Origin of the sequence: Pseudomonas costantinii (assembly GCF_001870435.1) — a bacterium.
GTDB classification, from domain to species: Bacteria; Pseudomonadota; Gammaproteobacteria; order Pseudomonadales; family Pseudomonadaceae; genus Aquipseudomonas; species Aquipseudomonas costantinii.
Genome location: NZ_MDDR01000003.1, coordinates 107426 through 134027, shown reverse-complemented (window position 1 = coordinate 134027; position 26602 = coordinate 107426). Strand labels below are relative to the sequence as shown.

Here is a 26602-nt window from a genome sequence, read left to right as displayed (position 1 = left end):
GTGCCGCGCGCCCGCCATGGTGTCCAGCAGCGTTTAGCGAACGACGATACCGCGCGCCGCCATGTAGGCCTTGGCCTCGGGAACGGTGTATTCGCCAAAGTGGAAAATACTCGCCGCCAGCACCGCGCTGGCGTGGCCTTCGATCACGCCGTCGGCCAAGTGTTGCAGGTTACCAACGCCGCCGGAAGCGATCACCGGAATACCCAGTGCATCGCTGATGGCGCGGGTGACGCCCAGGTCGAAGCCATTTTTCATGCCGTCCTGGTCCATGCTGGTCAGCAGGATTTCACCGGCGCCCAAACCCTCCATCTTCATCGCCCACTCCACCGCATCCAGGCCGGTCGGCTTGCGACCGCCGTGGGTGAAGATCTCCCAACGCGGGGTTTCACCCGGGCCGGAGACTTTCTTGGCGTCGATGGCGACCACGATGCATTGCGAGCCAAAGTGCTGCGCGGCTTCGCCGACGAATTCCGGGTTGAACACCGCAGCGGTGTTGATCGAAACCTTGTCCGCGCCGGCATTGAGCAGGTTGCGAATGTCTTGCACAGTGCGCACGCCACCGCCCACGGTCAGCGGGATAAACACTTGGCTGGCCATGCGTTCGACGGTATGCAGCGTGGTGTCGCGGCCGTCGACGCTGGCGGTGATGTCGAGAAAGGTAATCTCGTCGGCACCTTGCTCATCGTAGCGACGGGCGATTTCCACCGGGTCGCCGGCGTCACGGATGTTCTCAAACTTGACGCCCTTGACCACGCGACCGTTGTCGACGTCCAGGCAAGGGATGATGCGTTTGGCCAGCGCCATGGTCAGTTCCTCAGCCGTTGTAGGCGTCGCAGTAAGCCTGGGCTTCAGCGACGTCCAGGGTCCCTTCGTAGATCGCGCGGCCGGTGATGGCGCCGATGATGCCGGGGGCCTTGGCGTCCAGCAGCGACTTGATGTCGCCCAGGTTGTGAATACCGCCGGAGGCGATCACTGGAATTTTGGTAGCGGCAGCCAACGCAGCGGTGAACGGTACGTTGCAGCCCTGCATCATGCCGTCTTTGGCAATGTCGGTATAAACGATGGCGGACACACCGTCGGCTTCGAACTGCTTGGCCAGGTCGATCACTTGGATGGTGCTGATTTCAGCCCAACCGTCGGTGGCGACGAAACCGTCTTTAGCGTCCAGGCCTACGATCACTTTGCCCGGGAACGCGCGGCAGGCTTCGGCAACGAAGGCCGGGTCTTTCACAGCCTTGGTGCCGATGATCACGTAGCTCACGCCGGCTTTGACGTAATGCTCGATGGTTTCCAGGGAGCGGATACCGCCGCCGATCTGGATCGGCAGGTTCGGGTAGCGCTTGGCGATCGCAGTGACCACCTCGCCATTGACCGGCTGGCCTTCGAAGGCGCCGTTCAAGTCCACCAGATGCAGACGACGGCAACCACCCTCCACCCATTTGGCAGCCATGCTCACCGGGTCATCGGAGAACACGGTGGAATCTTCCATGCGGCCTTGGCGCAGGCGGACACAAGCGCCGTCCTTGAGATCGATAGCGGGGATAATCAGCATCTGGCAAACCTTATTCGATATTCAGCAATGCTTGGGAAATCAGGGTTTCTCAAGCGACCACAAGTCGCTTTCGATGCTTTCGAACCTTTCTTTAAGGAGCGTCTGCGTGTCGAAAATCGCCTTGTTGTAATAGTGCGGCGCAACTTCGGTAGTAAACAGCTCAAGAATCTCGGCGACCTCGAACGAGCCCAGCTTGAGCTCGAAACGGTCCTCCATGAAACGCTTGATCTTGAGGGTAGCCTCACTCTCCTGTTCGGGCGTGAGGTTCAAGACCGGCAATTTCGGCTTCTTGGTCATTTACCAACGCCCATCCCAGGCGGCGAAGTTCTGCAGCAATTGCAGGCCATGGGTATGGCTCTTCTCCGGGTGGAACTGCACGGCAAAGCGCGAACCTTCGGCCAGCGCGGCGGCGAAGTCGACGCCGTAGTGCCCGCCACCCACCACCTGGCGCGGGTTACCGGCGGCGATGTAGTAGCTGTGTACGAAATAGAAACGCGCCATGTCCGGCACGTTGTGCCACAGCGGGTGATCCACGGTCTGACGGACTTCGTTCCAGCCCATGTGCGGGACTTTCAGGTGGGCACCGTCTTCATGCAGGTCCTTGCCGAAGAACTTCACCTGGCCAGGGAAGAGGCCGATGCAATCAACGCCGTCGTTCTCTTCACTGCTGTCGAGCAAGGCTTGCATGCCTACGCAGATGCCGAGGAAGGGGCGATCCTGGCTGACTTCACGCACCAGGCTGTCAAAGCCCAGGCGGCGGATTTCGGCCATGCAATCGCGAATCGCACCAACGCCGGGAAACACCACCCGGTCGGCTTCGCGAATCACCTTGGCATCGCTGGTGATCAACACCTTACCGGCACCTACGTGCTCGAGGGCCTTGGCCACCGAGTGCAGGTTACCCATGCCGTAATCGATAACCGCGACCGTCTGCATTACAAGACGCCCTTGGTCGATGGCATTTGCCCGGCCATGCGGTCATCAAGCTCCACGGCCATGCGCAGCGCGCGGCCGAAAGCCTTGAACACGGTCTCGATCTGGTGGTGGGTGTTGGTGCCGCGCAGGTTGTCGATGTGCAGACTGACGAGTGCGTGGTTAACAAAGCCCTGGAAGAATTCCTGGAACAGGTCGACGTCGAAGCCGCCCACGGTGGCGCGGGTGTAGGGCACGTGCATCTGCAAGCCAGGGCGGCCGGAGAAGTCGATAACTACACGCGACAGTGCCTCGTCCAGCGGGACATAGGCGTGGCCGTAGCGACGGATGCCTTTTTTGTCGCCGATGGCCTTGGCAAAAGCCTGGCCGAGGGTGATGCCTACGTCTTCCACCGTGTGGTGGTCGTCGATATGCAGGTCGCCCTTGCTGACGATATCCAGGTCGATCAGCCCGTGACGGGCGATCTGGTCCAGCATGTGCTCAAGAAAAGGTACACCGATATCAAATCGGGCCTTTCCGGTGCCATCCAGGTTGATCGAGGCTTTGATCTGGGTTTCCAGAGTGTCGCGCTCGACGGACGCCTTACGTTCGGCCATCACCAGCTCCGCAAAATCATTGGGCGAAAAAGGCAGCCATTATAGGGGCGCGGGCGCTAAACAGAAACATCGGAGGGGATAAGACTGACGAGTTGATTCAGGCGCCCCAGCATGGTGCACAAAGATCGCTCCCACGCTCTGCGTGGGAGTGCCACCAGGGACGCTCTGCGTCCCAGTCACATCGCAAGGTTCAAGCCTAGCGCAAGGGTGACGCAGAGCGTCACGGGAGGCATTCCCACGCAGGAGCGTGGGAACGATCAGTACGGAGTTAGTGGAACAGCACTGCCGTCTTCTGCAGGGTCACCCACACACCCCACGCCAACGGAATACCCACCACCAGCCAGGCTGCGACCGCCAACGGCACGCTACCGGACGCTGCTTTCCACTCCAGAGAAGTGGAGGCATCAGCGCCTTTGTCATGGCCCAGCGCTTGTTCAGCGGCCAATTCTGCGTCGGTCATGAAGTACTTGTCGGCCACCGGGCGAACCAGCAGGTTGCAGATGAAACCCAGTACCAGCAGGCCTGCGAGGATGTACAAGGTGATGTCGTAAGCCGCAGCGCGTTCAACGCCGATGCTCAGCTGATACTCACGCAAGTAGTTCACCAACACCGGGCCCAATACGCCCGCCGCCGCCCATGCGGTCAGCAGGCGACCATGGATCGCGCCAACCATCTGGGTGCCGAACAGGTCGGCCAGGTAAGCCGGAACGGTCGCAAAACCACCGCCGTACATCGACAGGATGATGCAGAACGCCGCCACGAACAGCGCCACGTTGCCCAGGTGCCCCAGGTTCGGGATCAGCGCATACAAGGCAAAGCCCAGCGCGAAGAACACAAAGTAAGTGTTTTTACGACCCAGGTAATCGGAAAACGACGCCCAGAAGAACCGGCCACCGATGTTGAACAAGCTCAACAAGCCGGTGAAGCCTGCGGCGATGGCCGCAATGGAGGCCAGTTGACCGGCATCCAGTTGGCCAAACGTCAGGCCATTACCCAGCAACTTGCCACCGAACACTTCCTGCAGCAGCGGCGAAGCCATGCCGAGGATGCCGATACCGGCGGAGACGTTCAGGCACAACACCAGCCATACCAGGCGGAATTGCGGGGTTTTCCAGGCCACGTTCACGTGGACATGACGATGGGTGATCATCGCGTTGCTGGCTTTTTTCGCCGGGGCGGTCCAGCCCTCAGGCTTCCAGCCGGTCGGCGGAACGCGGTACGACAGTGCACCACCGATCATGAACACGAAGTAGATCACGGCCATGACCGCGAAACTCTGCCACACGCCCACGCTGGTCGGCGAGGCGAAATGCCCCATCAGCGCTGCAGCCAGGGGAGCACCCACCATCGCGCCGCCACCGAAGCCCATGATCGCCATGCCGGTAGCCATGCCACGCTTGTCCGGGAACCACTTGATCAGGGTCGACACGGGCGAGATATAGCCCAGGCCCAGGCCAATACCGCCAATGACGCCGGAGCCGATCCACATCAGCCAAATCTGGTGGGTATAGATACCCAACGCCGAGATCAGTAGGCCGCCGCACCAGCACAACGCCGATACAACGCCAGCCTTACGTGGCCCGGCATGTTCCAGCCAGCCACCCCAGATCGCTGCCGAGCAGCCCAGGAAAATGAAGAACAGGGTGTAGATCCAGCCCAGCATGGAGATGGGCCAGTCGCATTGGGACGAGAAGATTTGCGCGATGAAGCTCATGTCCGGCGCGCAGGCGACCGGTGACGTGATACCCAACGCTTTGGACAGCGGCAGCCAAAACACCGAGAAACCGTAGGCCATGCCGATGCACAGGTGGATGGCCAGGGCGGCCGGTGGAACCAGCCAGCGGTTGAACCCCGGCTTGGCGATGATGCGCTCCTTGGACAGGAACGCAGGCTGTGCGGCGCTAATACCTGCCGCAGTGCTAGTGCTCATTGGTGTTTCCCCCAGTTATTAGTATGTGTCCGTCAGGCGCTCTCTCCCTCGGCCTTGCACGCAAAGCGTTGGCCGTTGTTGTTGAGTAAAGCTCCTTTAAACGCGACGTTGTGTCGCAGACGACAGACGAACGTGCGCAGATTAGCACCAGTGGATGACAGAAAAACCAAACTGATATCACCTTTTTCGCGCAATCTGGTTTGTTTGACGCCAAAATCCCGTTTTGCCGCGGCTAGATACAATGTAACGATGCGTGAACTGACGTAAGCCGTCGGGCGTTATACTCTGCGGCTAATTTTTGAAATCGACATACAAGGACTCGCCCATGAAAGCGTTCGGCAAAATCCTGGGTCTGGTACTTCTCGGGCTGTTGCTGATCATTGTGGCCCTGGGCTTTGCCCTGACCCACCTCTTCGATCCCAACGATTACAAAGACGAGATCCGCCAGATTGCCCGCGACAAGGCCCACATCGAGCTGACGCTCAATGGCGATATCGGCTGGAGCCTGTTCCCCTGGCTTGGCCTGGAATTGCACGAAGCCAGCGTGGCGACCCTGACCAATCCGACCAAGCCCTTCGCCGACCTGCAGATGCTCGGCCTGTCGGTGCGTGTTTTGCCGCTGCTGCGCCGTGAAGTACAGATGAGCGACGTACGTGTAGAAGGCCTGAACCTGCGCCTGAACCGCGACAAGCAAGGTCACGGTGACTGGGAAGACATCGGCAAGATCGCCCCCGTGGCGAGCGTCGATGCCCCCGCCCCGGTGGAGCAGCCTGCCGCCGAGGAGCCTGAAAAGCCGCCAAAGCCGATCCGCCTGGACATCGACAGCCTGACCATCAACAACGCCCGCGTCGAATACAACGATGAGCAGACCGGCAAGCAGTTCAGTGCCGAAAGCATCCAACTGAGCGCCGGCGCAGTACACGAAGGCGCCAGCATTCCGCTGAAACTCACCGCATTCTTCGGCAGCAACCAGCCGCTGATGCGCGTCAAGGCCGAGCTCAACGGCAACCTGCGCATCCAGCGCGCCCTCAAGCGCTATCAGTTCGAAGACATGAAGCTCAGTGGCGAAGTCACTGGCGAGCCACTGCAAGACAAGACCGTGAGCTTTTCCACACAAGGTCAACTGCTGGTGGACCTGGCGGCCAACATCGCCGAATGGACCAACCTGAAACTCTCCGCCAACCAACTGCGTGCGTTGGGCGAGCTGAAGGTCAACGACCTGAACAAAACCCCGCAAATCAGCGGCGCCTTGTCCATCGCCCAGTTTGACCTGGCCAAGTTTCTCGACAGCGTCGGCCACCCGCTGCCGGCCATGGCCGAGGGCAGCCTGAGCAAGGTCGAGTTGGTCAGCCGACTCAAGGGCACGCCCACCAGCGTTGCTCTGGAAGACCTGAACCTGAAGCTTGATGGCAGCACCTTCACCGGTCGCGTCGCGGTGGATGATTTCGCCAAGCAATCCCTGCGCGTACAGCTCAAAGGCGACACTTTCAACGCCGACAATTACCTGCCGGCCAAGTCCGAATCCGCCAAAGGTGCAGCCGCTGCCCGCCAGGCCGAAGTACAGAACAGCGAAATGGGTGCCATGGCCGCCGGTGGCACTACACCGCTGCCGGACGCCCCCACCAAAGGCGCGTGGAGCACCGACAAACTGCTGCCATTGACCCGCCTGCGCACGCTCGATATAGACGCCGACCTGGCCTTTGGCCAACTGACCCTGAGCAAGCTGCCGATCCAGAATGCTGCACTGAAAGCATCCGGCATCGACGGCCAGCTCAAGCTCGACACCCTGAGTGGCGGTCTCTACAACGGTACGTTCCAGGCCAACGGCACGCTCGATGTACGCCAGGACATCCCGGTGCTAGCGCTGCAAAGCCACATCAAGCAAGTGCCGGTTGAACGCATCCTGCAAGCCCAGGGGCAAAACCCGCCGGTGAAAGGCCAGATCACTCTGGACAGCAACCTCAGCGGCCGTGGCAACAGCCAAAAAGCGCTGATCGACAGCCTCAATGGCACGGCGAGCTTCGTGATCAACAACGGCATGTTGCTCAACGCCAACCTTGAACAACAACTGTGTACCGGCATCGCCCTGCTCAACCGCAAAACCCTGAGCAGCACGCCGCAAGGCAAAGACACGCCATTCCAGGAACTGCGCGGCAACCTGACTTTCCGTAACGGCGTGGCCAGCAACCCTGACCTGAAAGTGCGCATTCCGGGCCTGACGGTCAACGGCAATGGTGACGTCGACCTGCGCGTGCTGGGCATGGATTATCGCGTCGGCATCATCGTCGAAGGCGACCAACGCGATGTGCCGGACCCGGCCTGCCAAGTCGGCTCCAACTTCCAGGGCATCGAAGTGCCGCTGCGCTGCCGTGGCCCGCTGGAGCTGGGCGCCAAGGCCTGCCGCCTGGACAAGGACGGCTTGACCCAGGTCGCAATCAAGGCGGCCGGCAACAAGCTCAGCGAGAAACTTGAAGAGAAGCTCGACAAGGTCAACCCGCAGCTCAAAGACGCTCTGAAAGGCCTGTTTAAACGATGAGAAACGAGCAGTTTTCACAGGCGGTGCTGGACTGGTACGACCGCCACGGTCGCCATGACCTGCCCTGGCAACAGGGCATCACGCCTTACCGGGTGTGGGTCTCGGAGATCATGCTGCAACAGACCCAGGTCAGCACCGTGCTCAATTACTTCGACCGTTTCATGGCCTCCCTGCCAACGGTCGAAGCCCTGGCCGCCGCGCCGGAAGACGAAGTGCTGCACCTGTGGACGGGCCTGGGTTACTACACCCGCGCGCGCAACCTGCAGAAAACCGCCAAGATTGTCGTCGCCGAATACGCTGGCGAGTTTCCCAGGGATGTCGAAAAACTCACCGAGCTGCCCGGCATTGGCCTTTCCACCGCCGGTGCGATTGCCAGCCTGAGCATGGGCCTGCGTGCGCCGATCCTCGATGGCAACGTCAAGCGCGTGCTGGCACGCTTTACGGCGCAAGAGGGTTACCCGGGCGAACCCAAGGTCGCCAAGCAGCTGTGGGCCACTGCAGAGCGCTTTACGCCTCACGACCGCGTCAACGCCTACACCCAGGCGATGATGGACATGGGCGCCACGCTCTGCACGCGCAGCAAGCCCAGCTGCCTGCTGTGCCCACTGGAAAAAGGCTGCGAAGCCCATATGCTCGGCCTGGAGACGCGCTACCCGATCCCCAAGCCGCGTAAAACCATCCCGCAGAAGCGCACGCTGATGCCGCTGCTGGCCAATGCAGAGGGCGAAATTCTGCTTTATCGCCGCCCTTCTACGGGCCTGTGGGGCGGTTTGTGGAGCCTGCCGGAACTGGACGACCTGCAAGACCTGGAACACTTGGCCGACCAGCACGCGCTGGAACTGGGCAAGCACCAGGAACTGCCTGGGCTGATCCACACCTTCAGCCACTTCCAACTGGCTATCGAACCCTGGCTGGTGCACGTCGAGGAATCCGCCCATCACGTGGCCGAGGCCGACTGGCTCTGGTATAACCTCGCCACCCCGCCGCGCCTGGGCCTTGCCGCCCCGGTGAAAAAACTGCTGAAGCGCGCGGCCGATGTATTGAACGCAGGAGTTTTGTCATGACCCGCACCATCATGTGCCGCAAATACCACGAAGAATTACCCGCCCTGGAGCGTGCCCCGTTCCCGGGTGCCAAGGGCCAGGACATTTTCGATCACGTCTCCGCCAAGGCCTGGGCCGACTGGCAAAAACACCAGACCCTGCTGATCAACGAAAAGCGCCTGAACATGATGAACGCCGAAGACCGTAAATATCTTCAAGGCGAGATGGACAAGTTCTTTTCCGGCGAGGATTACGCCAAGGCTGACGGCTACGTGCCGCCTGCTCAATAATTGATCAAAATCCGGGGTCGGCACGTAAGCGACGGTAATAATTAAATATTTTTTGAAAACTTGCTTGACGACCCCCCGAAAAACCCGTTTAATGCGCCCCGTTGCCCAGATAGCTCAGTCGGTAGAGCAGGGGATTGAAAATCCCCGTGTCGGCGGTTCGATTCCGTCTCTGGGCACCACTAATTAGTTTCAGGTGGTGCAAATGTCATCTGAAACACACAAAAAACCCGCCTAGTGCGGGTTTTTTGTTGCCTGCGATTTGTCCTGCCGAGCAGGGGAAACTCACGAGCCCTTGATCGCTTGCAGGGTATAGCTCAGCGGCAACCGCCACGGCGCCTCATTCAGTCGCCACTCACCGTGACTGTCGCAGCTCATCTGACCCGGCAACGCCTCCCAAGGCACGCTCTGGTGCTCAGTCAGCCCAGTTATCTGCAGGCCGTGCTTGAGCAGCGCGCTGATGATTTCCCCCAACCCATGGTTCCATTGGTGAGTCACCGACGCCGTCAGCGTTTTATCGGTTTGCACATAGGTGTTCGCGTCATCCCACACCAGCGGTTCTTCTCGCTCGAAATACGGCAGCGTGAGGGACAAAAGGTCATCACGACGTTCGTCGACCGCCCACATCACCGGATGGCCTTCGCGAATGAACAACCGGCCGCCCGGCTTGAGCAGCTCACTGACGTTGCGAGCCCAGTCGTCAATGCTGGGTATCCAGCACAGTGCGCCGATGCCGGTGTACACAAAGTCAAAGCTACCGGCCGGCAGCACCGTCGAGGCGCTATAAACGTCCGACTCGACGAAGTCGATGTGCGCGCCGGCGCGCTCTGCCAGCGCACGCGCCTCGGCCAATGCCGCCGCAGAGAAGTCGAGCCCGCTCATCTGCGCGCCCAACCGGGAGAGCGACAAGGTATCGGTGCCAATGTGGCATTGCAGGTGAACACCGCGCAGGCCGGCAATACTTCCCAGCAGCGGCAGGTCAAAACGCACGACTTCGGAGAGGAAGCCTGGGTCTTCGACGAAGGCTTGAAAGGCATAGTCGGGCGACTCGGCGTGCAGCGCAGCGCGCTCATCCCAATTGGCCCGGTTCAGGTGCAGATAGTTGGTCATGTGAGTTCCCGGATTCAGGTTTGTGTCTAAACGACGCCGGGATTCTGGGACAGAGTTACGCTGCGAAAATAGGGGAGATTTGTAAGCACAGCGACTAAGGCGAAAGCATGGAGCCAGCGTCCCGTTGCGCGACAACGGGACTATTTACCCAAAGGCCTAGCCCTAACCGCCATGATGAGTACGGCGACTGACTCACTGCACCTGGAAAACCAACAGCGGATTGTCATTCAGTCGCCCATTGAATACCGGCGCAAGATGTTCCAGCGGCGTACCGCGCAGCAGCTCGGTTTCTTTGCGCGCCACAATGACCCAGGCCGGACGAGGTAATGTCTGCAACCGCTCTAACTGATTGCCACCAATAAACAGCGGCTGCTCGTCGTGATCCAGGTTCATGATGTAGCGAATCGCCCAGGTGTCTTTGTTGAGGTTGAGGAACACCAGCGTCCCCGGGTTCCCGGCCCGCAGTTTTTCTACCGCACCCACAAAGCTGCGGGTGTCGAATTGCAGGTCCTTGGACGGCTCAACCGCCTTGACCAGCACCAGCCACTGGGTGGCCAGGGCGATCAAACTGAGTATCACCAGGCGCTGCGCCACACGGCCCTGTAAACGCTGCCAGACAAGGATGGCAGCCAACTGCAAAACAATCAGCACGCCCACCAATACCGGCACGGAAACGTCAGGCCAGTAACCGTGCTTGTTCCACAAATAGCGGCAAACAAACACCGCGAGGATCGCCAGAGCCGGTAACAGCGCCACCAGCCACTCATAACCGCGGCGTACGCTAAGCAGCCAGCCTTGAGCCTGAAGCAGGCCATACGCAGCCACAGCGGCAAACATGGGCACCATGGGCACAATGTAATAGGCCCGCTTGAAGTGCGGGACCGACAACCCCAACAGAATCATCAGGCCACAGGCGCCCAGGCGCAGCATTAGCTGTACGTCGGCATCCGCATGACGCAGCGACCATTTGTGACGCAGGGCAATCAGCGTCGCCAGCGCCAGGGGTACCACCGGGAAATAGCGGTACAGGCTCAGCTTGAAGTAGAAGTAAAACGGCTCGCCGGTTTCGTCGAGGCGACCGGCCACCTGCATCCTGAGCACGTCATCGGCAAAGCTGTCACCCCCGCTGAACCGGGCCAGCTTCAACAGTACCCACCAGCAACCGGCGAGCAGGATCAGGCCGATAACACCGTGGGCAATCACCTTTTTCAGCAGGAAAATCCTGTCTTCCCGAGTACCGGCCGGGCTTAGCGCCCAATACACACAGGCAACCCCACAGACCTCGATCAACCCCAGCGGCCCACGAATAGCGAACGCCACCACAAACAAGGGGAAGACCGCATACTGCCGGAGCTTCGAGCCGGTGCGCTCACCGGTATGCAGTAGGTAGAAACACCCCAGGCACAGCAAGGAAACCATTTGATCCAGGCATACCGAGCGCGACTTTTCCAACAACTGAGCAGTCAATGCGGTAAGCAATACCGTCAGCAGCGCCCATGCTCGGCCGGAAGGCACCAGCAAGCGGTAGATCAGCGCCATCACCCCAGCAGAAGCCAAGGCGGTGGGCATGATGTTGGCCAAGACGTTGGGCGCTCCGAACAAGCGGGCGAAGAGAAAACTGAAATAGGTCGCGGTACCCGGGTAATCCGGATAAGGCTCGCCATAGGTGCTAGGAAAGAGACTCGCGCCGTGACGAAACATCTCTTGCATGAACACGGCCCAGCGGCCGTCAAAGCCCTGCGGGGCCTGATCCCAGATCCCCAGGGTAAACAGCAGCAAGGCAATCAGAAAAATACCCAGCGATTCCATTCGAAAGCGATTGTGTTGATCCATTGTTAAGCCTGTCAGGTGAAATGAGCCGCGCCATGTTGCCCGCCCCATCCCTGAATAGCGCCTGAACGAAGTCAAACATTCATCGCCCTAGCGATCGACGGGCCATACCAGCCGTGGCACCCAGCGCACGTAGATGAACTCGCCAATCAGCTCGAGCAAGGTCTGCAGGATCACCGCGGCAGCGGCCAACCCACGAATATCTTCAGGCAGCGCCAAGGCCAGTGGTAGCACCACCAGCGAGTTGCGCGTGGAAGCGCTGAACGTGACCGCCCGGGCCGTGACGGCCGGCAACTTGAACAGCCGCGCTGCCAGCGCTCCCATCAGCGGCGCCAGCAGCAAGAAGCCGACATACACCGGGATCACTGGAGCCAGCAGGGCTATATCGCGCACCACGGTAGTGATTTGCGAACCGATCACCACCACCAACACCAGCGCCATGGCCGGAACAGGCAGCCAGGCCCAGGCCTCGCTCCATGCGCCGATGACACGCGATCGCCGGGACAGGGAAGCGGTCAACACCGCCAGCACCATCGGCGCTACGATCAGCAACAGGAACGCCTCAATAAACGGCCCCGCCGAAACAACCACTTGCGACTGCGCCCCGAGCATCACCCCCAGATACACCGGCAACAGCACCAGTTGCAGCAGTAACAGAATCGGCGTCGCCGCCAGGATCAGCCGCGAATCGCCCTTGCCGATATGCGTAAACACCACCACGTAGTCGATACACGGCGTCAGCAGCACCAACAGCGCCCCCACCAGAATCGCCGGGTGGTCGACCAGCCCCCGCGTCAGCGCCCAGACCAGCAGCGGGATCAAAACGAAGTTGGCCAGCAACAATGCCGACATGAAGCGCTTGTTGCCCAAGCCTTGGCGCAGGTCCAGAAACGGGATTTGCAGGAACATCGCGTACATCAGCACCGCAATCGCGGGGGTGACCAGTACGCTCAGGCCATGCGCCAACGAGGGGGCCAGCACGCCGAACGCGACAGCCAGGAGGACTGCGACGAAGTAGATCGGGATCTGGTTGTGTTCGAGGGTGTCGCGGGTCATGGGCTGACTCTGGTCGATCAAAAGACCGTAAGCCTAAGCACCCAAGCAGATAAGGTCGAGCATCGCGACAATCCTTACGCCCACGCCGCGCTAAATTTGTTAATTTCGGTTTCTTATAAAAGCGCGCGGGCCTTCAAGCCCATACCGAAAGCGCAAGCACCGAGCCGCCCCATGAACCTGCCCACACGACCCGCTCCAGAAACATTCCGCGAGCCCGCTGCCGACGGCTACCTCCTGGGCGGCTTCACCTGGCGCCATATCAGAACCGACCCGACACGCCCCGTGGTGATCATCAACGCCGCCACCTCTGTGCGCTGCCGCCACTATTCGCGCTTCGCCGACTACCTGTTTGCCAATGGCTTCGACGTCATTACTTACGATTATCGCGGCATCGGTGAATCCAGAAGCGGTTCGCTGCGAGGCTTCAAGGCGTCATGGTCGGATTGGGGCGTGCTGGATTTCGAAGCGGTGCTGCAGCGGGCGCAACGGGAGTTTGCGGGGCAGCCAATTGACGTGGTCGGCCACAGTTTTGGTGGTTGTGCAGCGGGGTTGGGGGCGTCGGGCGCGGTGATTCGACGGATTGTGACAGTGGGCGCTCAGTTCGCTTACTGGCGCGATTACCAGGCGAGTGGGCGCTGGCGGATGTTTGGCAAGTGGCATGTGATGATGCCGCTGGTGACCGCGCTGTGCGGGTACTTCCCAGGCAAGCGACTGGGCTGGCTGGAAGATACGCCGGCAGGCGTGGTGCGCGACTGGGCAACACCGACGCCGACGTATGAAACACGCCCTAGCGGACGCACCTTGAGTGAGTTGCCATTTGGCCGCGTGAAGGCGCAGGTGCTGGCCGTCAGTATCACCGATGATCCATTCGGAACGGTGGCCGCAATTGAGCGCTTACTGAGCTATTTCAAAGGCAGCGTGCGCACTCATCTACGGATCGCCCCGGAAGATATTGGCGAAAAAGGCGTCGGACATTTTGCATTCTTTCGCAGTGAGTATCAGGACCGGTTGTGGCCGATTGCATTGGCATGGCTGCAACAAGGCGAGTTGGCGCAAGGCACACCAGGGCACCGTGTGACGGAACGCACTTAGATTCCCTTGGGATTTCCCCCAACCTGCGCTTCAATACGCCACCCAGATCCTGAACCAAGGACGTGAGCCCATGGCCTCGCCGAACAAGCAGCAAAAACGTGCCCACCGGGCAAAGGCCAAGGCCAAGCAGAACCGTACCCAGCGCGCCGTCGCGACCAAGCCGGATGCGTTTGCCGGCGATGACAGCCGCATTGACCTTGAGTCGGTGGACTTGACCGAGTTGTTTGTCGAGATGCGCACGGCGGGCGAGACCAGCCAGCAGGCGCTGTGTGCGGTATTCCTGGCGCACCCGTTGCTGGCACTGGTGCTGGAGCAGGAAGGCGAAGAGGAAGCCACCGACTTTATCCTGGCGGCGCTGATCGAATATCGGCAGTGGGCCACGGATAGCGATGATGAAGCGGCCGCGCTGGCGTGGATTGAATCGCCGCAGTTCCAGGCGGATTACGTTGCGGCGTCCCAGGCGCTGGTCAACTCGCAAGACTGACGCATAAGCAAATGTGGGAGCCGGGCTTGCCCGGCTCCCACATGGTTTAGCTGCGCTCTAACAACCGCACGCCATCAGTTCAGCACCGCAGCGCCTACTCTCTGGGCCTTGCGACGGCTCGCCACAAACAACCCCGCCAACACCACCAGCAAGCTCAGGATACCGGTTGCGATAATCTCGACCCGGTGCGCTTCCTGGAACAGCATGATGGTCAACGTGCCGACGATGAACACCATCACCGCGTAGGTCAGGCCCGGGAACAACCACATCTTGAACACAATTTTCTCGCCCGCCGCCGTGCGCTTCTGGCGCATACGCAGTTGCGATACCGCGATCACCAGGTACACCAGCAACGCGATGGCGCCGGAGCTGGCCAGCAGGAACTCGAATACCGCCGCCGGGGCCACGTAGTTAGCGAATACCGCCAGGAACGCTGCGCCAGTGGACAGCATCACCGCCCAGTAAGGTGTGCCGCTTTTGTTGGTGCGCTTGGCCACGGCCGGTGCATCACCGCGACGCCCCAGGGAAAACAGCATGCGCGAGGCGGTGTACAGCGCCGAGTTGAGGCAACTGGTCACGGCAACCAATACCACCAGGTCGACGATCAGCTTGGCATTCGGGATGCCCATGCGCTCCAGCACGGTTTGGTAGGAACCTACGGCCGCCAGGGTCGGATCGTTCCAAGGCACCAGCGACACAACGATGAAGATCGACAGCAGGTAGAACAAACCAATCCGCCAGATCACCGAGTTGGTGGCCTTGGTGATTTGCTGGCCAGGGTTCTTCGACTCAGCCGCCGCGATGGTGACAATCTCGGTGCCCATGAAGGAGAACATGGTGGTCAGGATCGCAGCCAATACTGCGCCCATGCCATTGGGCATGAAGCCTTGGGTGTCAAATAAGTGCGAAACGCCGCTGACCTGGCTGGTCGGCAGGAAGCCAAAGATCGCGGCCAGGCCAAGGATCACAAAGCCGACAATCGCCACGACTTTGATCAGCGCAAACCAGAACTCGAACTCACCGTAATTCTTCACGCTGAACAGGTTCGTCGCCGTCAGCAGCAAGGTGATGATCAGGGTAAACGCCCATATCGCCACGTCAGGGAACCAGGCATGCAAGATGGTCGCAGCGGCGTTGGCTTCCAACGGAATCACCAGCACCCAGAACCACCAGTACAGCCAGCCGATGGTGAAACCGGCCCAGTGACCGATCGCACGGTCGGCGTAGGTGGAAAACGAACCGGTGTCCGGCGAGGCCACGGCCATCTCGGCCAGCATGCGCATCACCAATACCACCAGCGTACCGGCAGCCGCATAGGCCAACAGCACAGCAGGCCCGGCGGCGGCAATCGCGTGGCCGGAGCCGACAAACAAACCGGCACCAATAACGCCGGCAATCGACAGCATGGTGACGTGACGCGGTTTGAGCCCCTGTTCGAGGTCATTGGAGCTTTGCGTACTACTCATTGACACACCTTTACGAGGAATTGCGAAAACAGTCCGCCCGGCCTGCGATCTTTCTCGTGAAAAGAAACCAACAGGGCGTTCTTTATTTTTTACGCAAGATTTGCGCCAAAATATTACAAAGCCACGATTGACGCGGGCTGTAGGACAACTCAACAGCTGTCGCAAGTCATTGAGAATAATGGCATTCCGCTATAGCGTTACCGGGCGACTCACTTTCAAGACGAGATTGCGCACCAAAAACGCACACGAAAAGTACGTGACGCTCCATAAAAGTGCTGATAAGCACCGTTTACCCGGTTAACCCTTCCAACACCCGGCCAAAGCTGGCACCATCGCGCCCTTTTTTACGCGAAGCCTGTGGATTTTCGGGTTCAAACGGCTGTTGGGTTGTTGATGGCGCGACACGCTGCTGTGCCGATGCGACACCCTGCCGCAGACCACCCGTTAACCGTCCGCAGCGCTGTTGGCTGTCATCCGAACGCTATGCTAGCTTGGCGCCTCGCCAGGAAGGCGGCCCAACAGCGTCGAACGCAATGAACACAATGAGGACCGCACATGGCCGAGGCCGCGCCCGCACTTGAAATCCGCAACTTGCATAAACGCTATGGTGAGCTGGAGGTACTCAAAGGTATCTCGCTGACCGCTCGCGACGGCGATGTGATCTCGATCCTGGGTTCCTCCGGTTCCGGCAAGTCCACGTTCCTGCGTTGCATTAACCTGCTGGAAAACCCGCACCAGGGGCAGATCCTGGTCGCCGGTGAAGAGCTCAAGCTCAAGGCTGCAAAAAACGGCGAACTGATGGCCGCCGATGGCAAACAGATCAACCGCCTGCGCAGCGAAATCGGTTTTGTGTTTCAAAACTTTAATCTGTGGCCGCACATGAGCATCCTCGACAACATCATCGAGGCGCCCCGCCGTGTACTTGGCCAGAGCAAGGCCGAAGCGATAGAAGTGGCCGAAGCCCTGCTGGCCAAGGTCGGCATCAGCGATAAGCGCCACGCCTACCCCGCGCAATTGTCCGGCGGCCAGCAACAACGGGCGGCCATTGCGCGCACCCTGGCGATGCAGCCCAAGGTCATCCTGTTCGACGAGCCCACCTCGGCCCTTGACCCGGAAATGGTTCAGGAAGTACTTAATGTGATCCGCGCGCTGGCCGAAGAAGGCCGCACCATGCTGCTGGTCACCCATGAAATGGGCTTCGCCCGTCAGGTTTCCAGTGAAGTGGTGTTCCTGCACCAGGGCCTGGTCGAAGAGCAAGGATCGCCACAGCAGGTGTTTGAAAACCCGCTTTCGGCGCGCTGCAAACAATTCATGTCCAGCAACCGCTAACGGAGCAACATGCATGCAGAACTATAAAAAATTCCTTCTGGCCGCGGCCGTCTCGATGGCGTTCAGCGCCACGGCCATGGCAGAAACCTTGAAAATGGGGATCGAAGCGGCGTACCCGCCCTTCAACAATAAAGACGCCAGCGGCAACGTCGTGGGCTTCGACAAAGACATCGGCGACGCCCTGTGCGCCAAGATGAAAATCGAGAAGTGTGAAGTGTATGTGTCCGACTGGGACGGCATCATCCCGGCCCTGAACGCCAAGAAGTTCGACTTCCTGGTGTCCTCGCTGTCCATCACCGATGAACGCAAGCAAGCTGTCGACTTCACCGACCCGTACTACTCCAACAAGCTGCAATTCATCGCGCCTAAAGCCACCAAAGACTTCAAGACCGACGCCGGTTACCTGAAAGGCAAGATCATCGGCGCCCAACGCGCGACGCTCGCCGGTACCTACCTGGAAGACAAGCTGCCGGAAACCACCGCCAAGCTCTACGACACCCAGGAAAACGCCTACCTCGACCTGACTTCCGGCCGTTTGGACGGGATCCTCGCCGACAAGTACGTGCAGTACGAATGGCTCAAGAGCAAAGACGGTTCCGCCTACGAGTTCAAAGGCGACCCGGTGGTTGAAAGCGACAAGATCGGTATCGCCGTACGCAAAGGCGACCCGCTGCGCGAGCGCCTGAACAAAGCCCTGGCAGAGATCAAGGCAGACGGCACCTACAAGAAGATCAACGACAAGTACTTCCCGTTCAGCATCGAATGATCTGAGCGACTTGCCCGGCGCGCACCTTCAGCGCGCCGGCTTTTAGCAATGCCTTGCGATATGAAAACACCATGAATTTCGATCTCTACGGGTTCGGCCCGGCGCTGCTTGCCGGCGCGCTGATGACCGTCAAACTGGCGCTCACGGCTCTGTGCCTGGGGCTGATACTCGGCCTTGCCGGCGCCTTGGCCAAGACTTCTGCGTACAAGCCATTGCAATGGCTGGGCGGTGCCTACTCGACCATCGTTCGCGGCGTACCGGAACTGCTGTGGGTCTTGCTGATTTATTTCGGCACGATCAATGCGATGCGTGAACTGGGTGAAATTTTCAACATCCCCGATCTTTCGCTCAGCGCCTTCGCTGCGGGCGTGATCGCCCTGGGGCTGTGTTTTGGTGCCTACGCCACCGAGGTATTGCGGGGCGCGATCATTGCCATTCCCAAGGGCCACCGCGAAGCCGGTGTGGCGTTGGGCCTGTCAAAGTTTCGCATCTTCACCCGCCTGATCATGCCGCAGATGTGGCGCATCGCCCTGCCGGGCCTGGGCAATCTGTTCATGATCCTGATGAAAGATACCGCGCTGGTCACGGTCATCGGCCTCGAAGAAATCATGCGCCACGCGCAGATCGCCGTCACCGTGACCAAGCAGCCGTTTACCTTCTATCTCGTCGCCGCGTTCATTTACCTGTGCCTGACGTCGCTATCGATGGTGGGTATGCACTTCCTGGAAAAACGCGCCGCCCGCGGCTTCGTGAGGACGACGTAATGGAATGGGAAGTCATCTATAAGTGGCTGCCGAAGTTTATCCAGGGCGCCGTCCTGACTCTGGAACTGGTGAGCATCGCGGTAATTCTCGGCCTGATCCTGGCGATCCCACTGGGCATCGCTCGCTCGTCCAAGCGCTGGTATGTTCGCTCACTGCCCTACGCCTACATCTTCTTCTTTCGTGGTACGCCGCTGCTGGTACAGTTGTTCCTGGTCTACTACGGCCTGGCCCAATTCGATGCTGTACGCGCAAGCTTCATGTGGACTTACCTGCGCGATCCTTTCTGGTGCGCCACGGCCACCATGACGCTGCACACCGCGGCTTACATCGCCGAGATCCTGCGCGGCGCCATCCAGGCCATCCCGCCGGGTGAAATTGAAGCGGCCCGGGCGCTGGGGATGTCCAAGCCGAAAACGCTGATCTACATCATCCTGCCTCGCGCAGCGCGCATCGGACTACCGGCTTACAGCAACGAAGTCATTTTGATGCTCAAGGCCAGCTCCCTCGCGAGTACCGTGACCCTGCTGGAACTGACCGGCATGGCCAGGACCATCATTGCGCGCAACTACCTGACGGTTGAGATGTTCTTCACCGCCGGCGTGTTCTACCTGCTGATCTCCTACCTCCTGGTGCGCGCCTTCAAACTGCTGGAACGCTGGCTGCGCGTCGATGCTTGCCAAGGACGTTGAAGCACGCTTCCAGGCGCTGGATGCGTTCCTGACTGAACATCAAGGGCTGTGGCGACCACGGCCCTTTGTTCACCTGCAATTACCCTGGGAAACCCTGCATCCCGAGCTGGCCCAGTGGCTGCGTCAGCGCTCGCTGGCTGACGCCGAAAGCAGTAACAACCTGCCCCATGACCTGCCGGCGCCAGCGCCTTTTCCACAGTTGGCCGCACAAGCCCTGCACCTCAGCGCTGTGGATAAGTTACCTGCGCATCCCCTGGAACCTGCCCGCCACCGCCTCAACGTCGATGTACCCGGCCGCAAGTGGCAACAGATCGAAGCGTTCGGCGCCGCCCTGCAGTTTGCTGAAACACCCATGCACTGGCTGGACTGGTGCGCCGGCAAAGGTCACCTCGGCCGACGCCTGCTGCAACCTGGCCAACAACTGACCTGCCTGGAATACGACCCAGCCTTGATCGCCTCCGGCCAAGCCTTAAGCGACCACCACGGTTTGCCCGTCACCCATCGCCTGCAAGACGTGATGGCCGATGTGTCGATCGGCCCGGAATACACCCCTATCGCCCTGCATGCCTGCGGCGACCTGCACGTACGCTTGCTGCAATTGGCCAGCGCTGCCGGCTGCAAACAACTGGCATTGGCGCCTTGCTGCTACAACCGCATCAACGCCGACACCTACCAAGCACTGTCCGGCGCAGGCCGCGCATCGGCCTTGCAGTTGTCGATCGACGACTTGGGCCTGCCGCTGAGCGAGACCGTCACCGCAGGCAAACGGGTGCGCCAGCAACGAGACACCTCCATGGCCCGGCGCCTGGGCTTTGATCAGTTGCAACGGCAATTGCGCAACTGCGACGAATACTTGCCCACGCCGTCCCTGCCTGCCAGTTGGCTGGATAAACCCTTCGCCGACTATTGCCGAGAGCTGGCTGGCCTCAAGGGCTTATCCACAGGTGAGCAGGATTGGCTGGCGCTGGAGGCACACGGTTGGCGCCGCCTGGCCGAAGTCCGCAATCTAGAGTTGGTACGGGGTCTGTTTCGGCGGCCGCTGGAAATGTGGCTGGTGCTGGATCGGGCCTTATTCCTGTCAGAGCAAGGCTATAAGGTCGAGATAGGCAGCTTCTGTGAACCGGCGCTGACTCCGCGCAACTTGATGGTGCTGGCCGAGCGCGATTAGGGGGCAAATTTTCCTACGCGTGCCCTGTGGATAACTCTGTTGATGAATTCTTTACAGAAGCTGTAGCAATCAACGCTACAGGCCAAAAGCCACGCTGGTCATTTTTTGTTCACAAAATAAAACGCACACAAAACAGGCAGTTGCAGCACATTGAGAACGGCTCCACAAAATGGCTGTTTCGTGACAGTCGCAACCAACCGATTGTGCATAAGCATCTGGCGTTAAGCGTATAAACCGCGCTTTATGCGTTTCTTCTCGACGCTTTCAACAGCAGGCAAATTTCGTTGAGATCGTCACTGGCCATCCGCTTCGTCACGCTGTCCAGCGGGTCGGCAGCAAACGCCAACGCCTCGTTGATCGCCATATCGCGATGAACCTCCAACGGCGCTTTTCCCAGGCGTAGTTTGAACGCGTCGACCATGTCCAGGCTAAAAGCATTGCTCTCATCCAGTTGGTTGACCACCACATGCACACTGGGTGGGCGCTCGCCCTCAAGGTGCGGGGCCAGCAATAGATCCAGAGGGTCCAGCGTGCCAAGGCACGCAGCATCAGCTTGTACGATGACCAACACCACATCGGCAACGCTCAGGGCTTGATGAAAATAGACGTTATTACCGGCGGGCGTATCGATGATCACCGTGTGCTGCTCGCTCAAGCCCAAAGACGAGAGACGCCGCGCCAGCCAGATAGGCTCATGCTTGAGCCAGCGCTCCAGGCTTTCCTGCTGCTGGACGTCGGTATCGCCGAAGGTAATCACCTGGCAACCGGCAAAGCCCTGTTGTTGCAACGGGCTCCATTGCCCATGCTCCAGGCTGGTGCGCCCAATACCGGGCAATGTCGAACTGACGCCGAAGTGACGATGCAAGGCATTTTGCGGGTCCAGATCCAGCGCCACCACCGATTCGCCATGGCGCTGCAAACCGCTGCTCAAGGCCGTGACCAAGGTGCTACGCCCAACACCGCCATTCATCGACACCAGCGCCACGACTTTAGGGCGCAGCACGACGGTATCAGTGGATTGGGATTGTGGGTGGGCGCCTTCGTCGCCAGGAACGCTGCCAAAAAAGTGCATCCGCGCATCAATCCCTTGTGCATCGTGGGTGACATTTTTGCCGAACAACGCCAAAAGTTCATCGCTAAGGCTCATAGCCTGCTCCTCACGACGCAGCTCAAAGACGTGAAGGGCGGCAAGCAGTTCTCACCGGAGGTCTTCTTGAAGGCGTCGCAGTTAAAGCATTCTGTGACAGCAATGGTAAAGTGTCATTATTTTGATGTTTTTATTGGTTATTTTTTAGATGAACGGTAAATAGTCAATTTAATGACCAGCATCCGGACAGCTGAAACCCCTCTGTCGCCACCAAACTGGGTGGATGCACAGATTCTGTAGCTGGGATTGAAGGGATGGAGCCAGATGTCAGTTTGCGGACAATTGTGGGATGGAAATTGGCCCGGTTTAAAGGCCCTCGGCACACCCGGGGCCCCGGCTGTAGAGCACCCTTATGGCGATGAAAAAGCAGCGATCGCAAAAAAACATTCATTTCTGCAAAAATAGTCAGAATTCAGGGGTTTACAGAAGCTTGCCAATCGCTATAATCGTCGCCCTAACACGCCGGTATAGCTCAGTTGGTAGAGCAACTGACTTGTAATCAGTAGGTCCCGGGTTCGACTCCTGGTGCCGGCACCATATAAGACGAAGCCCTCGCAGAAATGTGAGGGTTTTGTTGTTTCTGGCGCTTGAATCTCGATCGTGCAGTGAAGTAGACCGGTTCCCCCCCCGCAGCTACTCCCTTTCACCAACCTCTCAACCTTTATGCGAAATTATGGGTGGCCAATAATTATGGCGCCCTCATAAAACAGATAATCACATCAGCCGCTAGCTCCCCCCTCCAACACCCTCGGCGTCACCCCCTTCGCCTTTCACTCCGACCAACCTCTGTTCCGCGTCAACAGCGGTGTTTCCCTGCATGAAGCCTTGCACCACGTTTCCGATTTACTCCACGTCGCCAAGTTGCTCGCAGAAGATGCGGCGATGACGAAGGAGACGGACCGTTATGCCTGGGCGTCGCATTATTTGCAGGAGATGAGCAAGGCGGTGATTGATGATGTAGTGAAGGTATTGGAGTCGCCCTGTAATAACGGGCAATAAGCAAAACGCCCCAGCGTGTGAATGCCGGGGCGTTCTTATTGGCGGTGTTAGGCCAACCGACCGCCTTTCCTGCGCAAGTACAGCATCTGCGCGCCCAGCCCAATGACGAGCGCCAGCGCAATACTGCCTTGCGCGCCAATCAGCACTGGCGAGTGCAGGTCGGTGACTATTGGGTGGCCGTCGGGGACTCGGCGCAATGTCTCGGAGACTGTGGGCACCATCAGGAAAAAAGCGGTCAGGCTCAAGAAAATGGTTTCCAGGTACGCGCGCGCTCGCCCCAGCCAGGCGATATGCCCCACGCCATAACCGGCCAGCAGCAGTGCAAGGGTAATGACGCCAATGATGTTGCTGACGGGTTGGTGCGCGACCAGGAACACAGTGAAGGCACCGATCAGCATCGACGCCAGGTAGAGCAAACCTGGCGTTGAGCGGGGGACGATGCGTCCGTGTCGAATGAACATATAAGCCGCCAGGGGAATGGCGGGCAGGCTGCCGAGGGTGTGTATCCAGCCAAGGGCGGAGATTCCGAACATTTGATGTGTTCCCATGTGATTGGATGATGTGCATAAACGATCAGTGCCGGAAACGGCCTCGACGGTTTCGTTTTGGTTGCATCAGCACGCTATGATCTCGGGAGTCAGCTTAGAGAAAGCGTGGGCAACCAGACATGATGAATCCCCTCGAAAATTTGATCATTCATCCGGAAATGAAGCTGGAAGGGCTTGCCAAGGGTGATTTGCTGTCTCAGGTTTTGGCGCAAATTCGCCTGACTGGAGACCGTGTTTACTCAACCGCGCTGAGCAATGCGCAATGCCTCGAACTCGACCGGCAGAGCGCTCATATTTGCGTGGTTCAGCAAGGTCGGCTACATCTCGAAGACGTCGATCAGCCGGCAGTGACGCTGGAGCAAGGCGATATCATCTTGCTTCCCCACAACCCTTCAGGGGTCAGGATCACCGCCTGTGATGGGCCGGCGGCGGTTGTGATCTGTCGGTTCTGGTTCGATGCGAGCAGTTTCCAGGCAATGCTGTTTGCCCTGCCCCGACTTATCCACATCCGAAAAACCCAGGCGGCAGATTGGGCGGAAGGCATCCTGCATTTCATGTTGCTTGAAGCCAATGACACGCAACCGGGCGGAGCGCTGATGATCTCGCGCCTTATAGATCTGACGGTTATTCGTATCCTGCGAACCTGGGTGCATCAAAACGCTGCTTCCGGTTGGCTGGGCGGGTTATCGGACGCACGTATAGCTCGGGCACTGAAAGCCATTCACGAAACGCCGGGGCGGCAGTGGCGTATCGATTCGCTGGCTGAAATTGCCGGCATGTCACGGTCCAATTTCTGCGACCGATTCAGCTCGCTGGTAGGACGCTCGCCGTTGCGTTACCAAAATGAATGGCGGTTAACACTGGCGAAAACGATGCTGGCGAAACACGACAGCCGCATCGGAGAAATCGGCTTTGCCATTGGCTATGAGTCCGAAGCGGCTTTCAGTCGCGCCTATAAAGCCTTTTTCGGTCGCTCGCCACGTGATGACAACGCCCCGAGCAGTAAAGGCCGGGGCGTGCTCTGATCAGTGCCCGGCGTTTTGAATCCGCCCAGTTGCTTGCCTCCCTCTATCTGCGCTACAGACCTTTTCGGTATAACCAAGATCTCTGCGTTGTGAACGGACTCCCATGAACGCCCTGAAGCTGATTTGCCTGCTCGTCATTTTCCCGCTGCTGCTGGCCGCCCTCGGTGGCTGGGAGCGCCAGCGTGCTGCCGAGTCAAACAGCGCATTGATCGATTACAGCGCCGACGTGGTCGTCGCCAAACTCCAATTGCGGAAGCTGGCGACGCAAGACCCGGCAGCTCAGGTCGACTTGGGCAAAGAAAAAATCAGCGTGCCGCTAGCACTCTCACGGCTGGATAAAATTGAAGCCGAGTTGCCCACTGCGCATCGCGTAAACCACGCGTTGCGTGCGCTGGCGCCGTGGGTGATTGGCCTTGGGCTGATCGCGGCCTTCATCGGTGTGGCCGCGCTGGCCGGCACGCACTGGGCGGGTTTGCGCGCGCAACAGTCGCGGGAAAAGTTGTTGCAGGTGTTCTCCCTCGGTAGCCGGCTGTTGCCTTATGTGCTGGTGAGCCATGTGATGGCAATGGCATCGACGGTAGCACTGGTGTTGAGTTTCGAAGGCTTGGCGTTGTGGCATATCGGCCGTCTGGGCAGTGGCGAGGTCAAGCTGATGGCCGTGCTGGGGGTGATTGCCGCGTTCAGCGTGTATTCGATCTGGCAGTTGCTCAAACAACTGCGGCACATGCTGGCGATGTTCGAACCCACGCCGGTTGAGATGTTCGGGCAGGTGGTGACGCCCGAGCAGGCGCCCGAGTTGTGGCGCCGTGTGCGCGAGCTGGCACACACACTGGGCGCGTTGCCGCCGGACCATATCGTGGTAAGCCTGACCCAGGGCTTTTATGTGACCTCCAGCCCAGCCACCGTGATGCCGGCCGAGACGCCGTTGAGCGGTCGCACCCTGCATGTGCCGTTGCTGTACCTGGGGCTGCTTAGCCAGGAGGAAATCGGCGCCGTGATCGGTCACGAGCTGGCGCATTTTGTAGGTGAAGACACTGAATACAGCCTGCGCTTCGTGCCGATCTACGACGGCGTCAATCGCAGCTTGGGCGCCTTGGTCGCAACGATGATGGTCAGCGACCTGATCCAGGGTTGGTTGATGCGGCCTTCGTTCATGTTCGGCGTGTTTTTCATGCAGCGTTTTGATCACGCGGTGAATCATTGGAGCCGAGAACGGGAGTTGTTGGCGGATGCCGCCGGGGCCCGGCTGGTGGGCAATGCAGCGGCCGCCTCGGCGTTGTTGCGGGTGTCGGTGTTGCATCCGCATGTCGAAGACTCATTAGGGGTGCTCTGTGAAGAAACCTCAGCAGTCGACCTGCCCGGCGCCGTGCTTGTTGCATTGCGAGGCAGTGAGTTGCAACTGCCGCCCGAGGCGCTGGAGATTCATCAGCCCCACCCTACCGATTCCCACCCTTCAAATGGCGAGCGCCTGCAAGCGTTGCAGGCGCACTTGGAGGACGCTGTGCGCAGCGCCCTTCGGGCCGTGGATGTCGACGCCGCCAATGCGCAAATCGACGCCTGTTTCAACGCGCCGCACTGCGTACGAGAACAGCTCTCCCGCGACTTGCTTGCCGTGTCGGTCTCCGAAAACACGGCCCACACCCACCTGCTGGAAACCATGGCCGCTTCGACCGAGGGCGAGCGTGCGCTGCATGAAGGTGGCCGTTGGCGCGGCACGCTGATGGCGGTGCTGGCCCTACCTTTTGTGTTGCTTGGGCTGGGCATCATGAGTCGGCCCTGGTTTGCTCCGGAACGCTTGAAGGGTACACCCTTGTCGGCCGTGGGCGCGGGGGCAGCGATCGGCAGCATCGCGTTGATCTTTCTGTGGATGGGCATCCGTCGCTTCAAGCGCGCACCGCAGACCGCGTTGCGCCTGACGCCGGAGCACTTTGTGTTCGCCAACCTGGCGCAGCCTTTACCGATCGAACACATCGCCAATGTCACACTGCAATTTGCCCAGGGGATCTGGGTGACCGTGGAGCTGACGCCGGAAGCACCGTTGCCCGAGCGACGTAAAACCGCGTTCGGTGTGCCCGGTGCGCGGGTCAACAAGAAGAAGCGCCAGGTACTGTTGCTGATGGCGCAGCTGTGTATCGACAACAAGAAAATCGAGCCCTTCGAAGGGCTGTCGCTGATGCTTGATTATGTGAACGCTTGTAACGCCCGCAAGATTTTGCAAAGCCGCCAGGACTAGGCCACAGGCATAAAAAAAC

At 59.5% G+C, this 26602-nt stretch carries 24 protein-coding genes, 2 tRNA genes and 1 pseudogene; 15 read left to right on the top strand and 12 right to left on the bottom strand.

All coding sequences use genetic code 11. The features are described from left to right. Nucleotides 1-33 precede the first annotated feature (33 nt). The 6 genes from hisF to BFL40_RS00680 all read right to left on the bottom strand — a co-directional run bounded on the left by hisF (nt 34) and on the right by BFL40_RS00680 (nt 5011). Nucleotides 34-804 (bottom strand): imidazole glycerol phosphate synthase subunit HisF, encoded by a 771-nt coding sequence (hisF, locus tag BFL40_RS00705; protein ID WP_003171107.1) that lies wholly within the window; start codon nt 802-804, stop codon nt 34-36. Nucleotides 805-814: 10 nt separating this feature from the next. Continuing rightward, on the bottom strand, nt 815-1552 hold the full coding sequence (gene hisA, locus BFL40_RS00700) for a 1-(5-phosphoribosyl)-5-[(5-phosphoribosylamino)methylideneamino]imidazole-4-carboxamide isomerase (RefSeq protein ID WP_029295899.1): 738 nt from the start codon (nt 1550-1552) through the stop codon (nt 815-817). Nucleotides 1553-1591: 39 nt separating this feature from the next. Then, nucleotides 1592-1849 (bottom strand): DUF2164 domain-containing protein, encoded by a 258-nt coding sequence (locus tag BFL40_RS00695; RefSeq protein ID WP_071482602.1) that lies wholly within the window; start codon nt 1847-1849, stop codon nt 1592-1594. Beyond that, complete coding sequence (hisH, locus tag BFL40_RS00690) at nt 1850-2488, bottom strand: imidazole glycerol phosphate synthase subunit HisH (RefSeq protein ID WP_071482601.1); 639 nt, start codon at nt 2486-2488, stop codon at nt 1850-1852. Continuing rightward, complete coding sequence (hisB, locus tag BFL40_RS00685) at nt 2488-3081, bottom strand: imidazoleglycerol-phosphate dehydratase HisB (RefSeq protein WP_003218037.1); 594 nt, start codon at nt 3079-3081, stop codon at nt 2488-2490. The genes hisH and hisB overlap by 1 nt, the downstream gene beginning before the upstream one ends. Before the next feature lie 268 nt (nt 3082-3349). Further along, nucleotides 3350-5011, bottom strand: a complete 1662-nt coding sequence (locus tag BFL40_RS00680; RefSeq protein ID WP_071482600.1) for an OFA family MFS transporter — start codon at nt 5009-5011, stop codon at nt 3350-3352. 325 nt (nt 5012-5336) lie between these two features. Here BFL40_RS00680 and BFL40_RS00675 point away from each other — a divergent pair, with 325 nt between their 5' ends. The 4 genes from BFL40_RS00675 (at nt 5337) to BFL40_RS00660 (ending at nt 9059) form a co-directional block, all read left to right on the top strand. Continuing rightward, nucleotides 5337-7547 carry an AsmA family protein gene (locus BFL40_RS00675; RefSeq protein WP_071482599.1) on the top strand — a complete coding sequence of 737 codons (2211 nt, stop codon included), beginning with the start codon at nt 5337-5339 and terminating at the stop codon, nt 7545-7547. Next, a complete protein-coding gene (gene mutY / locus BFL40_RS00670) occupies nt 7544-8611 on the top strand; it encodes an A/G-specific adenine glycosylase (RefSeq protein WP_071482598.1) in 1068 nt (355 codons plus the stop codon). The genes BFL40_RS00675 and mutY overlap by 4 nt, the downstream gene beginning before the upstream one ends. After that, nucleotides 8608-8880, top strand: coding sequence for an oxidative damage protection protein (locus BFL40_RS00665; RefSeq protein WP_071482597.1), 273 nt, complete (start codon nt 8608-8610; stop codon nt 8878-8880). The genes mutY and BFL40_RS00665 overlap by 4 nt, the downstream gene beginning before the upstream one ends. Nucleotides 8881-8983: 103 nt before the next feature. Beyond that, a tRNA-Phe gene (locus tag BFL40_RS00660) sits at nt 8984-9059 on the top strand. 103 nt (nt 9060-9162) lie between these two features. On the opposite strand, the gene BFL40_RS00655 is transcribed toward BFL40_RS00660, so the two are convergent. From BFL40_RS00655 to BFL40_RS00645, 3 genes are all read right to left on the bottom strand, one after another. Further along, nucleotides 9163-9987, bottom strand: coding sequence for a class I SAM-dependent methyltransferase (locus BFL40_RS00655; RefSeq protein ID WP_071482596.1), 825 nt, complete (start codon nt 9985-9987; stop codon nt 9163-9165). Nucleotides 9988-10179: 192 nt separating this feature from the next. After that, nucleotides 10180-11820, bottom strand: a complete 1641-nt coding sequence (locus tag BFL40_RS00650; protein ID WP_071482595.1) for an ArnT family glycosyltransferase — start codon at nt 11818-11820, stop codon at nt 10180-10182. 87 nt (nt 11821-11907) lie between these two features. Then, nucleotides 11908-12873 (bottom strand): arsenic resistance protein, encoded by a 966-nt coding sequence (locus BFL40_RS00645; RefSeq protein WP_071482594.1) that lies wholly within the window; start codon nt 12871-12873, stop codon nt 11908-11910. Between the two features lie 171 nt (nt 12874-13044). Between BFL40_RS00645 and BFL40_RS00640 the strand changes: the two genes are divergently transcribed. After that, the gene (locus BFL40_RS00640) at nt 13045-13965 is read left to right on the top strand and encodes an alpha/beta hydrolase family protein (protein ID WP_071482593.1); all 921 of its coding nucleotides are present in this window, start codon (nt 13045-13047) and stop codon (nt 13963-13965) included. A gap of 70 nt (nt 13966-14035) precedes the next feature. Then, nucleotides 14036-14449 carry a hypothetical protein gene (locus BFL40_RS00635; RefSeq protein ID WP_071482592.1) on the top strand — a complete coding sequence of 138 codons (414 nt, stop codon included), beginning with the start codon at nt 14036-14038 and terminating at the stop codon, nt 14447-14449. A gap of 74 nt (nt 14450-14523) precedes the next feature. Here the strand turns inward: BFL40_RS00635 and gabP are convergent, their stop codons facing one another. Next, entirely contained in the window at nt 14524-15915 is a 1392-nt protein-coding gene (gabP, locus tag BFL40_RS00630) for a GABA permease (protein WP_071482591.1), read from the bottom strand. 555 nt (nt 15916-16470) lie between these two features. Here gabP and BFL40_RS00625 point away from each other — a divergent pair. From BFL40_RS00625 to BFL40_RS00605, 5 genes are all read left to right on the top strand, one after another. Continuing rightward, nucleotides 16471-17244 carry an ABC transporter ATP-binding protein gene (locus BFL40_RS00625; protein WP_017138656.1) on the top strand — a complete coding sequence of 258 codons (774 nt, stop codon included), beginning with the start codon at nt 16471-16473 and terminating at the stop codon, nt 17242-17244. Nucleotides 17245-17257: 13 nt separating this feature from the next. Continuing rightward, complete coding sequence (locus tag BFL40_RS00620) at nt 17258-18010, top strand: ABC transporter substrate-binding protein (RefSeq protein ID WP_071482590.1); 753 nt, start codon at nt 17258-17260, stop codon at nt 18008-18010. Nucleotides 18011-18081: 71 nt separating this feature from the next. After that, complete coding sequence (locus BFL40_RS00615; protein ID WP_071482589.1) at nt 18082-18774, top strand: ABC transporter permease; 693 nt, start codon at nt 18082-18084, stop codon at nt 18772-18774. Further along, nucleotides 18774-19463 carry an ABC transporter permease gene (locus tag BFL40_RS00610; protein WP_071482588.1) on the top strand — a complete coding sequence of 230 codons (690 nt, stop codon included), beginning with the start codon at nt 18774-18776 and terminating at the stop codon, nt 19461-19463. Before BFL40_RS00615 ends, BFL40_RS00610 begins: the two co-directional genes overlap by 1 nt. After that, nucleotides 19444-20631 carry a methyltransferase gene (locus BFL40_RS00605; protein ID WP_071482587.1) on the top strand — a complete coding sequence of 396 codons (1188 nt, stop codon included), beginning with the start codon at nt 19444-19446 and terminating at the stop codon, nt 20629-20631. The genes BFL40_RS00610 and BFL40_RS00605 overlap by 20 nt, the downstream gene beginning before the upstream one ends. Before the next feature lie 241 nt (nt 20632-20872). Here BFL40_RS00605 and bcsQ read toward each other — a convergent pair whose 3' ends face one another. Next, the gene (gene bcsQ, locus BFL40_RS00600; RefSeq protein ID WP_071482586.1) at nt 20873-21778 is read right to left on the bottom strand and encodes a cellulose biosynthesis protein BcsQ; all 906 of its coding nucleotides are present in this window, start codon (nt 21776-21778) and stop codon (nt 20873-20875) included. Between the two features lie 461 nt (nt 21779-22239). Here bcsQ and BFL40_RS00595 point away from each other — a divergent pair. Together BFL40_RS00595 and BFL40_RS00590 are read left to right on the top strand one after the other, a co-directional pair. Then, nucleotides 22240-22315, top strand: a tRNA-Thr gene (locus tag BFL40_RS00595). 207 nt (nt 22316-22522) lie between these two features. Continuing rightward, nucleotides 22523-22777, top strand: a pseudogene (locus BFL40_RS00590) (DUF3077 domain-containing protein); the annotation flags it as partial. A gap of 47 nt (nt 22778-22824) precedes the next feature. Here the strand turns inward: BFL40_RS00590 and BFL40_RS00585 are convergent. Continuing rightward, nucleotides 22825-23310 (bottom strand): hypothetical protein, encoded by a 486-nt coding sequence (locus tag BFL40_RS00585; RefSeq protein ID WP_071482584.1) that lies wholly within the window; start codon nt 23308-23310, stop codon nt 22825-22827. 134 nt (nt 23311-23444) lie between these two features. Here BFL40_RS00585 and BFL40_RS00580 point away from each other — a divergent pair, with 134 nt between their 5' ends. Together BFL40_RS00580 and BFL40_RS00575 are read left to right on the top strand one after the other, a co-directional pair. Then, nucleotides 23445-24350 carry an AraC family transcriptional regulator gene (locus BFL40_RS00580; protein WP_071482583.1) on the top strand — a complete coding sequence of 302 codons (906 nt, stop codon included), beginning with the start codon at nt 23445-23447 and terminating at the stop codon, nt 24348-24350. 103 nt (nt 24351-24453) lie between these two features. Next, nucleotides 24454-26583, top strand: a complete 2130-nt coding sequence (locus BFL40_RS00575) for a M48 family metallopeptidase (protein ID WP_071482582.1) — start codon at nt 24454-24456, stop codon at nt 26581-26583. Nucleotides 26584-26602: the final 19 nt, after the last annotated feature.